We start from the raw sequence: 14,378 nt of genomic DNA on the forward strand, positions 1-14,378 counted from the left end.
GGGAATCGAACTGTTCGCGATACCGGACTGTTGACTTCGCGCGAACGGGTCCTCGCGCGGAGAGCGCCCCTCGCTCGAACACGACTGGACGCACTGTTCCACAGATTTAAACATAGATACTCATGTATTTCAATGGTCATCCGAACTGGGGACACGCCCTCCGAACTGTCAGCTACATGCAGCAAAGGCGCCGCTGCGGCCTCGTCGGCGGGGCCAACGGGCCCGGCCGCGGGCGGGACGGCCCGGACCGCCGGGGAACGGTTGACCAGAGATCAATCTATGGCTATATTGAGGCTCGAAAATGTTAAAACGTTTCAACCGACGATGTCGGAATCCCCCTGGAGGAACCATGTCCGCCCCTTCACCGGACCACGAATCCACTCCGCCCGCAGACGAATCCGCCGGCGGGCTCAGCCGCCGCAACGTACTCGCGACCGCCGCGGGGGTCGCCGCGGCCACCTCGCTCGTCCACGGCTCCCCGGCAGGCGCAGAGAACCTGGAGGGCGGCGGTGAGACCGCGCCGCAGGGCCCCGATTCGGCCGACCTGACCTGGCTCGAGGGACGACCGGCCGAATCGCCCGGCTCGACCTGGGGCGTCCCCTGGGGGCGGGGCCGGTTCGCAGCAGACCAGCGGTTCAGACTCGTCGGCGACGACGGCGCCGACGTCCCGGTGCAGACCTGGCCGCTCGCCCACTGGCCGGACGGATCGCTCAAGTGGACCGGCCACGCCATCGGCCCCGACGCCACCGCGGCGGCCTTCACCCTCGGCGCCGGCGAGCCGGCGGCACCGTCCACGCCGGTCACGGTGTCGGAGCGGAGGAACCACATCGACATCGACACCGGCGTCATCACCGCCCGAATCGCCACGCGCGGGTCCGACCTGATCAAGTACATCAAGCGCGGCGACCGCACCATCGCCAGCGGCGGGCACCTGGTCAACATCACCCAGTCCGAGGCGCCCGACCCCGAGAACACCTGGGTCACCCGCAAGCGGTACACCAGCGAGATCGACGAGGTGGCGGTCGAACAGGACGGGCCCGTTCGCGCCGTGGTGCGCGTGGAGGGCCATCACCGGAAGGTCTGGGGTTGGGGCAAGTCCTGGTTGCCGTTCACCGTCCGCCTGTACTTCTACTCCGGCGGCGAGTCCTTCCGGATGGTGCACACGTTCATCTACGACTCGGACGGCTCGGACGCGTTCATCGCCGGGCTCGGCGTCCGGTTCAAGGTCGCGCTGACCGATGAGCTGTACGACCGGCACGTCCGCTTCGTCGGCGAGGGCCACGGGCAGTTGACCGAGGCCGTCAAGGGCCTCACCGGCCTGCGCCGCGACCCCGGTGAGGCGGTGCGCACCGCGCAGGTCGCGGGCCGGGCCGTCCCCGGCATCTCCGAATGGGACGAGCGGGTCAGCAGCCGCGTGCAGTGGATTCCGGCCTGGGGCGACTACTCGCTGTCGCAGCTCACCAGCGAGGGCTTCGCGATCCGCAAGCGCACCAAGACCGGACACGGATGGGTGCCGGTCGACCAGGGCCGGCGGGCCTCGGGCTTCGCCTACCTCGGCGGGCCTTCCGGCGGGTTCGGGTTCGGTATGAAGGACTTCTGGCAGCGCCACCCCACCGGGCTCGACATCCGCGACGCCCACACCGACCAGGCCACTGTGACGCTATGGATGTGGTCGCCCGAGGCCCAGCCGATGGACACCCGCTTCTACCACGACGGCATGGGCCTGGACAACTACGAGGACCAGCTCGACGCCCTGAACGTCACCTACGAGGACTACGAGCCCGGTTTCGGCACGCCCGAAGGCGTCGCGCGCACCACCGAGCTCCAGTTCTGGGCCACTGAGTCCACCCCGTCCCGGGAGCGCCTGGGCCGCATGGCCGACGTGGTGCGTGCTCAGCCGCAGGTGATCGCCCCGACCGAGCACATGGCCGCGGCCGGCGCCTTCGGCGGGCTCTTCGGTCCGGTTGACCGCTCGCACCCGGTCAAGGAGGAGGTCGAGGACAACCTGGACTTCTACTTCGACTACTACCGGGCACAGGTCGACGAGCGGCACTGGTACGGCTTCTGGGACTTCGGCGACGTCATGCACTCCCAGGACGGCGACCGGATGGCCTGGCGGTACGACGTGGGCGGCTATGCCTGGGACAACTCCGAGATATCGCCGGACATGTGGCTGTGGCAGGCGTACCTCCACAACAACCGGGCCGACGTCTTCCGTTTCGCCGAGGCGATGACGCGGAAGACCAGCGATGTCAACACCTACCACCTGGGCGAGTGGGCGGGCCTGGGCACACGCCACGGCGTGCAGCACTGGGGCGACTCGGCCAAGCAGGTGCGCATCTCCAACGCCAACTACCGCCGGTACTACTACTACCTGACCGCCGACGAGCGGACCGGTGACCTGCTGCACCTGCTGGCGAACAGCGAGGAGACCTTCCTGGCGCTCGACCCGATCCGGAAGATCCGCGACCCCGAGGACGACTACGTCCCCGACCGCAACGCGCTCAGTATCGGTTTCGGCACCGACTGGGGCGCCCTCGTGAGCGCCTGGCTGACCGAATGGGAGCGGCGCGGCCCGGACTGGGAGGCGTGCCGACAGAAGGTGCTGGGAACGATGGAGACCATCGCGGCCCAGCCCAGCGGTTTCGCCCAAGGCAGTGGACTGTACGACATGGACGCCGGTCGATTCGCCATCGCCGAGGAGCCGGAGGTCGAGCGCAGCAACCTCAGCAACGCCTTCGGCCGGATCGAGATCTGCGCCGAGCTGATCCAGACGGTCGACATGCCCGCGTTCGAACAGGACTGGCTGCGCTACTCCCGCTTCTACACCGCCACCCGCGAAGAGCAGGAGGAGGAGTACGGCGGCCGGTTCGCGGACCTGTTCCTGTACTGCTACGCGCGCGCCAACGCGTTCGTGTATGCGCGGACGGGCGACCGGTCGCAGGCCGAGCACGCCTGGCACCGCTTCCGCAACCCGATCAAGTCCTGGGAGATCACCCCGGGCCCGAAGGAGTCCGAGGAAGTCGAGTCGACGCTCAACCCGTCCACGTGGCATCCGATCGCGACCAACGAGATCGCCCAGTGGGGTCAGGCCGCGGTCCAGATCCTCGCTCTCGCCGGCGACTTCGCCCCCGAAGAGTGATCCCGGGCCGGCGGGGCGGGTGCCGCCCCGCCGACCGCAGGTCACAGCGCGGCCGGGTAGTCCTCCAGGGTCGCCGCATAGGCGACCGGGTCCTCGTTCCAGGAGCCGGTGCGGCCCGAGGCGGTGGTGACGACCGTGGCCCGATTCCTCCCGGGCTGAAGGCCCGGGTTTCCTCGAAGGAGATTCGATGATCGTCCCGATCACGGCCTGGCCGCCGTCCCGTCCCAGGCCCCAGGTGCCGGGTCTGCCGGTGCCGTGCCCGCGGGGCGGGGTGACGGTGTCGTCGTCGGCCGCTGCGACGGTGAGCGGGTAGTCGGCGGCCGTGTGGTCGACGTCGATGACCTCGCCGGAGAAGTACCAGCCGGTCCCGCCGAGGGCGGCGAGGGTCGGCACGAGGAGGGCGCCGAGCGTGAGCAGGGACAGGCGGAGCCACCGGCGGCGGGGAGTGCGGGCGGTGGTCGTCGCGGGTCGCCCTCGGAGGTCGCAGGGGCTGCGGGTTCGATCCTAAGTGCGGCCGCGCGGCCGGGATCCGGTTCAGGCCGACCGGTCCGGTCCGGACTCCTCGCCGAGGGCGCCGGCGAGCTGTCTGCGGGAGGTGATGTCGAGCTTGCGGTAGATCTGGCCGAGGTGCCACTCGACGGTCTTGACGCTCACGAACAGCTCCTGCGCGATCTCGCGGTTGGCGCGCCCTTCGGCGGCGAGCCGCGCCACGCGGTGCTGGCTCGGGGTGAGCGCGTGGATCCCCGAATAGACCAGCTTCCGCACCCGCGCACCGCCGGCGCGGAGCTCCTGGTAGGCGCGCTCGGCCAGCGGCACCGCGCCGATCGACCGCGCCAGCGCCATCGCCTCGCCGAGCGGGTCGCGGCACTCGCTGCGCCGGCCGTCCCGGCGCAGGGCGGCGCCCAGATCCAGCAGTGCGCGGGCCCGCTCCAGGCGGGCGGGCGATCCTTCGAGGACGCCGACGGCTCGGCGCAGGTGCTCCAGTCCGGGCCCTCCGGGTTCGACCATGCCGCGGCAGCGCAGCGCCGCGCCGAGCGCGCGCGGGGCGCCCCAGCGACCGGCGAACGCGACCTCCTCGTCGGCGAGTCCGACCGCCCGCCCGGGGTCCTCCCCCAGTCTCGCCAGGCAGAGGGCGGCGCGGGACCGCCACGGCAGCAGTGCCGGATTGGTCACCCCGATCGCGTCGAGCAGCTTCGCGCACCAGAGGCTGTCCTCGAGCGCGGCGCGGACCTCGCCCCGTTCGAGGCGCATCCGCGCTCTGGCGTCGACGTACGGGGCCCACACCCCCGAGAACGGGATCCGGGGCGGGGCGCTCACCTGCGACAGTGTCCGGGCGGCGGCGGCGTGCTCGCCCATGGCCAGTTGCGCGGTCGCCAGGTATCCGCTGCCCCAGGGGCGGCCGATCGCGATGTCGTAGGCGTCGGCGGCGGCCAGTCCTTCCTGCCCGGCCGCGACGGCGGCGGTCAGCTCGCCGCGCACCAGGTGCGCCAGGCAGGAGAAGATCTTGTTCGCCGCCCAGGCGAAGCCGTCCCCTCGTTCCCGTGCGGCCTCGAGGCCCTCGGTCAGGGTCGCCGACGCCAGCTCGGAGTCGGCCATGGCGCAGACGATCACGGCGGCGATGAAGTCGGTGCCGCCGTTGTCGTGGTGCAGTAGTCGCCTCCCGGCCAGCGCCCGCTCGATTCGCGGCATGACCTCGGCGGCGGGTACGCACGCGTGGGCGTCCACGTACGCCAGGCCCACTGCGAGCGCCTTCGCGGCGGCGTCGTCGGCCTCGAGGTCCCCGCCGGCGCGCAGCCGCGCGGTGAGGTCGTCGCGGAGTCCGATCAGCTCCGGTTCGGTCCGGGCGGCCGAGAGGATGGTCGCGGTCAGGGTGCGGCGGCGGGCGCCGTCCCGGTCACCGATGTCGGCGGCGGCGCGTTCGGCCACCGCGACGGCCTCGGTGCCGCGGCCGGCGAAGATCAGTGCCCGGGCGAGGTCGGCGGCCGCGTCCGCGCGGTCTTCCGGGCCGCCCACGACCTCCAGGGCCTCGCTCAGGTGGGCGATGGCGGCGGGGCCGTCGACGAGCATCTCGGCGCGTCCGAGGCGGAGGAGCACGTCCGCGCGCTCGGTCCGGCTCGGCGGCTCCTCGAGGGCTCGGCGGAGGCAGGCGACGGCGGTGTCGACCGCGCCCCGTCGCAGTGCCTCGGTCGCGGCGGAGGCGAGCATGGCCACGGCCTCGGGGTCGGAGCGCGGTTCGACCGCCAGCAGGTGGGCTACCAGGCGTTCGGGCGCGACGCCTTCGGTGCGCAGCAGGTCGATGGCTCGCCGGTGGAGCCCGGCCCGTTCGGTGTGGCCGATGTCGTTGTAGACGGCGTTGCGGATGATCGGGTGCGCGAAGGCCGGCCGTTCGGACCGGACCAGGACCGCCGCCTCGATCATGGCTTCGGTGGCCGCCCTGGCTTCGGCGGGGTCGACGGCGGCCAGCCGGGAGGCGCGGGCGGGGTCGGCCTCGTCGCCGAGGACCGCGAGCGCCCGGGCCATGCCGGGCGCCGCCAGTGTGAGCCGGGCGAGGCGGACGAGGATCGTCTGGGCGACGCTTCGGGGTCCGAGCCCGAGCACTCGGTCGGCGGCGGCCGATGAGGGCGTGACCGCGTCGCTCCGCAGCTCGTCGAGCATCGCGCGCAGGTAGAAGGGGTTGCCGCCGGTGGCCTGGTGGCAGGCTCGCGCGAAGGCCGGGTCGACGGGGATGTCGAACGAGGACTCGACGACCGCGGTCGTGGCGGCCTGAGAGAGCGCCTTCGGTGCCAGCGGGCGGCAGGCGGGGTCGGAGGCGGTGGCGGCGAACAGGGCCTCGAACCGGGACTCGCCCGGGCGGGCGGCCGACAGTACGGATACCGGTAGGTCGCCGAGCCGCGGGGCGAGGAATGCCAGGAACCGCAGGGTGTCGCGGTCGGCCCAGTGGATGTCGTCGAGCAGGAGCAGCAGCGGGCGCTGCTCGCCGAGCGCGGAGACCAGCCAGTAGAGGCCGTTGAGGGTCGCGAATCCGGATTCGGGGCCGCGGGGTTCGGTGCGGGCCAGTCCGAGCGCGGCGGCGGCGGGCGCGGCGGCGCCGGCGAGGGCCTCCCGGCGGCGGTGCGCGGGCATCGTCCGCAGGGGCGGTTCCAGCAGTTGCCGCAGCACGCCGAACGCGAATTCGCGGTCGAGTTCGGTCGCGCGCGCCGAGAGGACCGTCATGGTCTCGGCGGCGGTCCGGGCGGCCGCCGCCAGCAGGGCGGACTTGCCGATGCCGGGCGGTCCCTCCACCAGGAGCAGGGAACCCTCGCGTCCGGTGCGGGCCTGATCGAGCGCGGTGCCGATCCGGGCGAGTTCCTCCTCGCGTTCGAGCAGGTGGCGGCCGTCGGGCGCGGCGTCGCCTCGCGCTGGTCGGGGCTGGCGGGACTGCACCTCTCGATGATAGGCGGCGGCGCGTCCGGGCCCGGTCCGGCGGCGGTGCCGGGGGCGATGCCGGGGTGCGGCCCCTGGTGCGCTTCGGGCCCGGTCGGGGCAGATTGGAACCATGGACGCCACCAGCGAGCTCAAGTTGACCCTCGAACACGGCGCCGAGCCGATCGCCGGCCGCCTGGAACTGCCCGACGGGCGGGTGCTGCGGTTCGAGGGCTACATGCAGTTGGTCGGCATCCTCGAGAATGTGCGCGGCTCGGCACCCGCCCACGACGACGGCGGGTCGCGGGAGGAGTGACCGGAGTCGCGCACGGCTCCGGGGCGGCCGGCCGGCCGCTCCGGGTGAGACGACTAGTGAAGGAGCCCACGGCGATGACTACTCCCACCGAGCTCGAAGAGCTCAAGGCCAAGCAGCAGAAGACCTGGAGCAGCGGCGACTATGCCAAGATCGCGTGGCTGACCGTCCCGCTGGCCGACGTGCTGTGCGACGCGGTCGAGGTGCGGCCCGGGTCGGCGGTGCTGGACGTGGCCACCGGCACCGGGCACGTGGCGCTGGCGGCGGCCCGCCGCTTCTGCGACACCACCGGGATCGACTACGTCCCGGCCCTGATCGATGCGGCCCGGTCGCGCGCGGAGGCCGAGGCGCTTCCGGTGGACTTCCGGGTCGCCGACGCCGAGGACCTGCCTTTCGAGGAGTCGTCGTTCGATTTCGTGCTCTCGGCGATCGGCGTGATGTTCACCGCCGGCCACCAGCGCGCGGCCGACGAGCTGGTGCGGGTGTGCAAGCCCGGCGGCCGCGTCGGCCTGGTGAGTTGGACGCCGTCCGGGTTCGTCGGCCGCCTGCTCAAGACGGTCGGCCAGTACGCGCCGCCGCCGGCGGGGGCGCAGCCGCCGGTCCGGTGGGGCTCGGAGGACACCATGCGGCAGATGCTGGGGTCGTCGGTCTCCGAGGTGCGGTTCCGCACCGAGTCGGTCCCGCTGCGGTTCCTGTCGGCCGACCAGTTCGCCGATTTCTTCCTGACCCACTACGGGCCGACGCTGAAGGCGTCCGAACGGCTCGACGACGATGGGAAGCCCGCCTTCCGCAAGGCTCTGAGCGAGCTGGCCACCGAGTTCAACCGCGCGGCCGACGACACGGTGCTGATCGACTGGGAGTTCCTGCTCACCGTGGCCGACCGGGCCTGATCGGCGGCGGACGGGAACGGGGCGGCCCCGCGCCGGGGCCGCCCCTCGTTGGTTCCCGAACGGAGTCGTGGGGCGGTCAGAGGTCGACCGGGTCGCCTCCGAAGGTCACCACGAGGCTGCCGTCCGAGGCGAAGGACCAGTCCAGCTCCCCGGTGTAGTCGGAGCACCGGGATCCGTTCGAGCCCGACCACCACTGGTTGCCTCCGGCGTCGTCGCCGATGATCCGGTCGTTCGACCCGGAGTCGCAGGAGGTGTTGTCGCGGAACACCGAGGAGCCGCCGTCGAAGTTGAAGTTGCGCTCTTCGCTGCCGATGCTGACGTTGCCGGTGATCTCCATCGTGCCGAGGTTGCGGTTGTAGGTGAACCCGTGCTTGCCGTTGTCGTAGGCGATGTTGTTGCGGATGACGTGGTCGACGCCGATGTCCTCGCCGCCGAGCTTGTATCCGTTGCGGTCGCCGCTGGAGTTCACGGTGCCGTCCGAGAGGGACCCGTTGCCGAACGACAGGGAGTGCTCGAGCGTCACCTCGCCGATGGGTCCGGTGTCGGACTTGGTGTACATGTCGTAGCCGTCGTCGATGTTGTTGTAGGCGACGGTGTAGCGGAAGACGTTGCCGGAGCCGACGGTGAGCTTCGGGGCGAAGCCGTCGGCGTCCTCGCCGTCGGAGTCGGCGTTGTCGTGCGAGACCGCGCTGAGGATGAGGTTGTCGGACGGCCATTCGCTGCGGGGCGCCCCGGCGGTGTACCGGGACAGTTGCAGTCCGGTGTCGTGGTTGAACCGCGTCACCGTGCGCTCGATGATGTTGTTGTTCCCTCCCAGGAGGATGCCGTTGTCGCCGGCGTGCTCGACGACGATGCCGCGGATGTGCCACCAGTGGCCGCCGATGGCGAGCCCGCGGTTGGAGGAGTCCTCGCTCTGGGCCGAGAAGTCCAGCACCGGCGTCTCTCCGGGGTAGGCGAACAGCTCTTTCATCGCTCCCGAGGAGCCGTCGTTTCCAGGTTCGATGTGGACGGTGTCGGAGAGGTGGTAGGTGCCGCCCCGCATGTAGATCGTCCCGCCCGCTGCGACGCGGTCGATCGCGGAGGTGAGCGTCGTCGGGTCGGACTCGGTGCCGGAGGCGTTGTCGCCGCCGCCCGGGGCCGCGTAGAGCTCGTCGCCCGACGGCGGCGGGGTCGTCTCGTCCGGCGGGGTCGTCTCGTCGGGCGGGGTGCCGCCGATCGAGGAGTCCAGGTAGTCGATGTTCGGCAGGCCGTCGGAGCCGGTGGCCTCGAGCCGGACGGTGTTGTCGCCGGCGTTCAGCGGCACGGTGACCATCTCGGTGTCCCAGTTCGTCCACGCGCCGGTGCCGGCGAACGTCGCCGTGGTCGCCGTGGAGCCGTTGACGACCACCTCGGCCGGGCGGTCGCCCGAGCCGCCGTTGGCGAACCCGACGGTGATCTCGGCGGTGCCGCCCTCGGCGGTCTCGATCGCGAACTGCGCGGCCGCCCCGGCGGTGTTGTCGGTGTTGCAGAAGCCGCTGCCGGAGTAGCCGTCGTGCTCGGACTCGATGGCGCCGTCGCAGGTCGCGGGAGCGTCCTCGGCCTCGAACCGCGTCTGCACCTCGCCGCCGTCGTCGGCGGCCTCGACATCGATGTAGTCGACGTTCGGCAGGCCGTCGGAGCCGGTTGCAACCAGGTCGAAGGAGTTGCCGCCCGCGTTGAGCGGCACGGTGACCGTCTCGGTGTCCCAGTTCGTCCACGCGCCGGTGCCGGCGAACGTCGCCGTGGTCGCCGTGGAGCCGTTGACGACCACCTCGGCCGGGCGGTCGCCCGAGCCGCCGTTGGCGAACCGGATGGCAACGGTGGCGGTGCCGGACGCGTCGGCGTCGATGCTGAAGCTCGCGGCGACGCCGGTGGTGTTGTCGGTGTTGCAGAAGCCGCTGCCGGAGTAGCCGTCGTGCTCGGACTCGATGGCGCCGTCGCAGTCGGCGGTCGAGTCTTCGGCCTCGTAGCGGACCGGGTCTGCGTGCGCGGTGTTGAGTGCGGTCAGCGTCGCGGCGGCGGCCACCAGGCCGGTCAGTCCGGCCACGAGCGTCAGCCGCGCTCTTCTCCGTTTAGGTCGGTTCGTTCCCTCGTTCACGAGGTCTTCCCTTCTCTGCGGTGCGCTTGGGGGCTCTACCGGACGCGGGATCGGAATCCACGCGTATATCCATGAATGTCTATTAGTCTAGGAAAGGGCTTTCTGGGCGTCAAGGGTATGACTGCAACCGATTGCGGTCGGGTCATCCGGTGCGGACCGGACGCATCGCCACTCTTCCTGTGCTTTCATCTCGGGCACGATCCCGGGGCGCGACCTGCGCAGCTTCTGCGACGCAATCGGTTGTGGCATCGTGAGCTCCGCGGATGGACACCGCGTACCACTCTCATTGACAATTATCGATGTCCTGCGGATACTCGGGGCGTCGGCGCCGACGCGACCGGAGGCGGGGCAGCGGCTCGGGGTTGGGCACGTGAGGTCGGCGTCCGGCGGCACCAGCCCGTTCTCGGACCTCGGAGGCCCCATGAGACTCACTCGAACACTGCTCAGGCTCGTCACTGCCGGGACGGCCGCGCTCATCGCGACCGCGGCTTTCACCGCGCCGGCCTCGGCCGCCCACCCCGAACGGCCCCCGCAGGAATTCGCCGCCGACCAGACCGGCGAGGACCTCTGCACCGACTTCCACACCTCCGGCGAGGTCGCCTTCCCCGCCTACCACCCGCCCGAGGAACCGTCGGCCGCCTTCCGGGGCGAGACCGCCGTCGGAACCGCGGCCGGCCCGTGCGTGCCCAGGGAGAACCACCCCCGCCGGGTCGAGTTCACCGCCTACTCCGGGGACGACCCGGTCGCGTCCCGCACCGTTCCGGCCGAGCCGGGCGGCCGCTACGAATTCGACCTGGTCTCGGCGAGCGGCATCGACCACGTGACCGTCGCCGTCTGCATCGATCCCGACGCCGAATCGGTCGAGGACCGCTGCGGTGAGGCGGCCGTCATCGGCCCGGGCGGCACACCCGAGCCCGAGTCCGAGCCGTCCTACTGCGAGTACAGCCTCGAGGTGGTCAACGACTGGGGCACCGGCTGGCAAGCCGTGGTGGCGTTCACGCCGCTGGTCGAGGACGCCGTCGACTGGGAGGTGATCATCTCAGGCCCGGGCATTGCGGTCCAGACGGTCTGGAACGCCGAGATGACCGTGGTCGGCGACACCGTGTACCTGCGTCCCGCCCCGTGGAGCGGCGTCATACCGGTCGGCGCGACCTTCACCGTCGGGTTCGTCGGATCGGGAGACTTCCCCCCGGCGGAGGTCGAGGTCTACGTCAACGGCCGACCCTGCGACCCGGCCGCCTAGCGGTCCTCAGCGGCGGACGAAGGTCTCCAGCTCCTCGCGCGGCACCCGGCGCCCGGAGCGGATCAGCCGCTCGAGGTCGTCCATCCGGTCCCAGGTGTTGACCGCCATGCCGGCCAGGACCCGCCCCTGGTCGGTCCAGAAGACCACGAATTCGAGGTCCTCGGTGGACCCGCTGACTACCGTCTCGCGGTCTTCCGGGTCGGGCACGAAGCCGAGGTACTCCATGCCCAGGTCGTACTGGTCGGTGAAGAAGTAGGGCAGGCGGTCGTAGGAATCGGTCGCGCCGAGCATCGCCCGCGCCGCGTGCGAGCCGGTCTCGAGCGCCGTCGCCCAGTGCTCGATCCGCAGTGGACGCCCGTACTGCGCCGAGGGGACGCTCGCGATGTCGCCGGCGGCGAAGACGTCCGGATCGGCGGTGGCGAGGGTGCCGTCCACGGCGACGCCGCCGCCGAGCACCGGCTCGCGCAGTTCCAGGCCGGCCGCGGCGGCCAGGCCCACATTGGGCACCGCGCCGACCGCGAGGAGCACCAGGTCGGCCGCGACGGTCTCCTCGGCGGCGGTCCGGACGCCGGTGACCCGGCCGTGCTCGCCGGCCAGGCCGGCGACCTCGGCGCCGCCGCGCAGGATCACGCCGTGGTCGGCGTGGAGCCCGGCGAAGACCTCGCCCATCCGCGGCCCGAGGACCCGCAGCGGCCGGTCCCCGCTGCCGAAGACGGTGACCTCCAGGCCCATGCTGCGGGCGGAGGCGGCGACCTCCATGCCGATCCAACCGTCGCCGACGACCGCCAGGCGGCCGCCCTCGGGCGCCGACCGCAGAGTGGCCGCCAGCAGATCGGCGTCCTCGGCGGTGCGCAGACTCATCACCCCCCGCAGGTCGGCGCCGGGCAGCCGCGGCGAGCGCGGCGAGGAGCCGGTGGCCAGCAGGAGCTTGGCGTAGTTCAGGACCGTGCCGTCGGACAGCGCGAGCCGGTGTTCGGCGGGGTCGAGCCCGACGGCGGCGACCCCGGTGCGCAGGTCGACCGAGTTCAGGGCGTACCAGTCCGATTCGAGCGTGAACAGGGCGCCGCGCTCTGCTTCGGCCCGCAGGTAGTCCTTCGACAACGGCGGTCGCTCGTACGGTGCGTGCGGTTCGGCGGTGACGACGATCAGCTCGTCGCCGTAGCCCTCCTCCCGCAGTGTCCGGGCGGCCTGGGCGGCGGCCAGGCCGCCTCCGACGATGACGAACGGTGCCTCGGCCATGAACTCCCCCGAGGTTGGTGGGCGATCGCTACGGTCACCGTCCATTCTTGCGCATCGCCGGGTGCGAGTCGACCGATTCGGTCGCCGTAGTGCCGGCGCGGGCGTCGTCGCGTCCCCTTGCGACGGTCAACTGCAGAGGCAGAACGGGTGGCCGTGGGGGTCGAACAGGATCCGGACGTCCGCCTGCGGCTGCTGCCGGGCCGGGGCCGCGCCCGACCTGACGGCGTGCTCGACGGCGGTCTCCAGGTCGTCGACGTGGATGTCGAGGTGCTGGGTGGCGTTCTGGGTCCCGGGTTCGGCCGGCCAGACCGGGGGCTTCCATTCTTGCTCGAACTCGAAGTTCAGCGTGGTCCCGCCGCCTTCGGGGGCGCGGATCTGGGCCCAACCGGCCGATTCGGGTTCGCCGGGCCGCGGGCCGTCCGAGGTCGTGACCGGGCGGTCGAGCAGGCGCGAGTAGAAGGCGGCCAGTTTCCGCGGGTCCGGGCTGGAGATCGTCACCGACGTCACCCGCAGTCGAGGTCCTCCCATGGCCGCAGGATACCGCCCGGCGCCGTGCGGCCGGGCGTGGTCGGCACGCCCGGCCGCGGATCACGGAATGGAGATCAGTCCAGTTCCCCGGCGCCGGCCCTGGCCCGCACCAGCCACGGCACCGCCACCGTCGGGTGGATGTTGCGGTGCAGCTCGGGGTACTCCTCGAGCTCGTCGGTCATGGACGCCTCGGGGTAGGCCTCGTTGTAGGCGGCCAGCAGGTCGACCCGTTCGCCGTTGAACAGGGTCCCCTCCACGTGCATCCGGTCGCCGCCCCAGTTGCGCAGCGTGTCCTCGGGCGCGATCGAGGGCAGGTGGAAGGCGTTGTTCTCCGCGTAGATGTCGGAGTGGACGCCCGAGCCGATCGAGTAGAAGTACGGGTAGCCCGACGCCTCGTCGTAGGAGATGTAGTTGTTGTAGACGTGGTTCTGGCCGTAGCGGGTGCGCGGGGTCCGCTGGCCGGTGTTCTCGAACCAGTTGTGGTGGACGGTGACCCGCAGCTTGTCCCACTCCTCGTAGCGCTCGGAGTCGGTGTTGCCGATCAGCATCGTCTTGTCGTGGTTCCGGATGTGGCTCCACGACACGGTGACCAGGTCGGAGGCCCGCACGATGTCGATGGCGCCGTCGAGGCGCTCCAGGCGGGCGTCCCAGATCACCGGCGCCTCGTAGTCGTGGGTGGACCCGTCGGTGACCGTCAGGTGGTCGAGCCACACGTGGGTGGAGCCGGTGACCTCGAAGTTGTCGAACTCGGCGTCCCAGGCGTCGCCCTCCCACTGCGGGAAGCAGTCGTAGGCCTCGTGGACGCCCAGGTTCCGGACGATCACGTTGTCGGCGTTGCCGATGTAGAACGAGCCGTGCGTGACCGAGGCGTCGCCCTCGCCCACGATGGTGGTGTTGGAGCCGATGCGCAGCAGGATGTGCTCGCGGAACGCGTCGTAGGAGCGGTCGCGGGCCTCCTCGACCGGTCCCGATGCCTCGTTCCAGCCCCACACCTCGGGGTCGAACGTCTCCAGGTACAGGTCCCAGCTGTACTCGGGGTCGTTGAAGTCTTCGCAGCTCAGCGCGTTGCCGTCGGCGTCGGTCCAGGCGTCGATGTCGCCCTCGACGTAGACGATCTTGGGCTCGTCGCCCTTGACGGCCTCCTTGAGGCCGGCCCAGTTGTCGACGGTGTGGACGTTCTCTTCGGCGGCGTCGGAACCGCCGGTGGTGCCGCCTTCGGCGGCGGCCCAGCCGTCGTTGGCTTTGAGGGTCTGCCGTCCGAGGTCGTCGTCCTTGTCGGAGGGTTTGGCCTCCGCGGTCGTCGCCAGGGCCGAGGCGGTCAGCGCGGCGGCGGCGAGCGCCGCGCCGGCGGCCGCGAGGCGTCGTTTAGGAGCGTTCATCTTCGAATGCGTCCTTTCGGGGGTTGATTGCAAGCGGTTGCACGGGCAACCGATTGCACTAGCCTGCCGCATCCATCCGAAGATGTCAATGCCTAGCTTTGGGAGGCTCCCGGAGCAGGTCGCGGC

At 71.4% G+C, this 14,378-nt stretch carries 9 protein-coding genes; 4 read left to right on the plus strand and 5 right to left on the minus strand.

The window, feature by feature from the left end; all coding sequences use genetic code 11:
- The first annotated feature begins 349 nt into the window (after positions 1-349).
- Positions 350-3,142, plus strand: coding sequence for an exo-rhamnogalacturonan lyase family protein (locus CUT39_RS01620; protein ID WP_100444194.1), 2,793 nt, complete (start codon positions 350-352; stop codon positions 3,140-3,142).
- Positions 3,143-3,676: 534 nt separating this feature from the next.
- Here CUT39_RS01620 and CUT39_RS01625 read toward each other — a convergent pair.
- A complete protein-coding gene (locus tag CUT39_RS01625) occupies positions 3,677-6,565 on the minus strand; it encodes a helix-turn-helix transcriptional regulator (RefSeq protein ID WP_198586787.1) in 2,889 nt (962 codons plus the stop codon).
- A gap of 112 nt (positions 6,566-6,677) precedes the next feature.
- Here CUT39_RS01625 and CUT39_RS01630 point away from each other — a divergent pair, with 112 nt between their 5' ends.
- Complete coding sequence (locus tag CUT39_RS01630; protein WP_100444196.1) at positions 6,678-6,860, plus strand: hypothetical protein; 183 nt, start codon at positions 6,678-6,680, stop codon at positions 6,858-6,860.
- Between the two features lie 74 nt (positions 6,861-6,934).
- Positions 6,935-7,747, plus strand: coding sequence for a class I SAM-dependent methyltransferase (locus CUT39_RS01635; RefSeq protein WP_100444197.1), 813 nt, complete (start codon positions 6,935-6,937; stop codon positions 7,745-7,747).
- 76 nt (positions 7,748-7,823) lie between these two features.
- Here CUT39_RS01635 and CUT39_RS01640 read toward each other — a convergent pair whose 3' ends face one another.
- A complete protein-coding gene (locus tag CUT39_RS01640) occupies positions 7,824-9,863 on the minus strand; it encodes a carbohydrate-binding protein (RefSeq protein ID WP_198586788.1) in 2,040 nt (679 codons plus the stop codon).
- Positions 9,864-10,284: 421 nt separating this feature from the next.
- Here CUT39_RS01640 and CUT39_RS01645 point away from each other — a divergent pair, with 421 nt between their 5' ends.
- Positions 10,285-11,106 (plus strand): cellulose binding domain-containing protein, encoded by an 822-nt coding sequence (locus CUT39_RS01645; protein WP_100444198.1) that lies wholly within the window; start codon positions 10,285-10,287, stop codon positions 11,104-11,106.
- Between the two features lie 6 nt (positions 11,107-11,112).
- On the opposite strand, the gene CUT39_RS01650 is transcribed toward CUT39_RS01645, so the two are convergent.
- From CUT39_RS01650 to CUT39_RS01660, 3 genes are all read right to left on the minus strand, one after another.
- Positions 11,113-12,345 (minus strand): NAD(P)/FAD-dependent oxidoreductase, encoded by a 1,233-nt coding sequence (locus tag CUT39_RS01650; RefSeq protein ID WP_100444199.1) that lies wholly within the window; start codon positions 12,343-12,345, stop codon positions 11,113-11,115.
- 126 nt (positions 12,346-12,471) lie between these two features.
- Positions 12,472-12,873 (minus strand): VOC family protein, encoded by a 402-nt coding sequence (locus tag CUT39_RS01655; RefSeq protein ID WP_100444200.1) that lies wholly within the window; start codon positions 12,871-12,873, stop codon positions 12,472-12,474.
- A gap of 74 nt (positions 12,874-12,947) precedes the next feature.
- Positions 12,948-14,252: a pectate lyase family protein gene (locus CUT39_RS01660; protein WP_100444201.1), complete on the minus strand. Its 1,305-nt coding sequence runs from the start codon at positions 14,250-14,252 to the stop codon at positions 12,948-12,950.
- Positions 14,253-14,378 lie beyond the last annotated feature (126 nt).

It is taken from the genome of Glycomyces xiaoerkulensis, from assembly GCF_002798405.1.
Lineage (GTDB): Bacteria > Actinomycetota > Actinomycetes > Mycobacteriales > Micromonosporaceae > Glycomyces > Glycomyces xiaoerkulensis.

What these genes read in the sequence shown, in the direction of transcription:
- CUT39_RS01620 (WP_100444194.1), top strand. Translation starts at nt 350, where the DNA reads ATGTCCGCCCCTTCACCGGACCACGAATCCACTCCGCCCGCAGACGAA.
- CUT39_RS01630 (WP_100444196.1), top strand. Translation starts at nt 6,678, where the DNA reads ATGGACGCCACCAGCGAGCTCAAGTTGACCCTCGAACACGGCGCCGAG.
- CUT39_RS01635 (WP_100444197.1), top strand. Translation starts at nt 6,935, where the DNA reads ATGACTACTCCCACCGAGCTCGAAGAGCTCAAGGCCAAGCAGCAGAAG.
- CUT39_RS01645 (WP_100444198.1), top strand. Translation starts at nt 10,285, where the DNA reads ATGAGACTCACTCGAACACTGCTCAGGCTCGTCACTGCCGGGACGGCC.
- CUT39_RS01650 (WP_100444199.1), bottom strand. Translation starts at nt 12,345, where the DNA reads ATGGCCGAGGCACCGTTCGTCATCGTCGGAGGCGGCCTGGCCGCCGCC.
- CUT39_RS01655 (WP_100444200.1), bottom strand. Translation starts at nt 12,873, where the DNA reads ATGGGAGGACCTCGACTGCGGGTGACGTCGGTGACGATCTCCAGCCCG.
- CUT39_RS01660 (WP_100444201.1), bottom strand. Translation starts at nt 14,252, where the DNA reads ATGAACGCTCCTAAACGACGCCTCGCGGCCGCCGGCGCGGCGCTCGCC.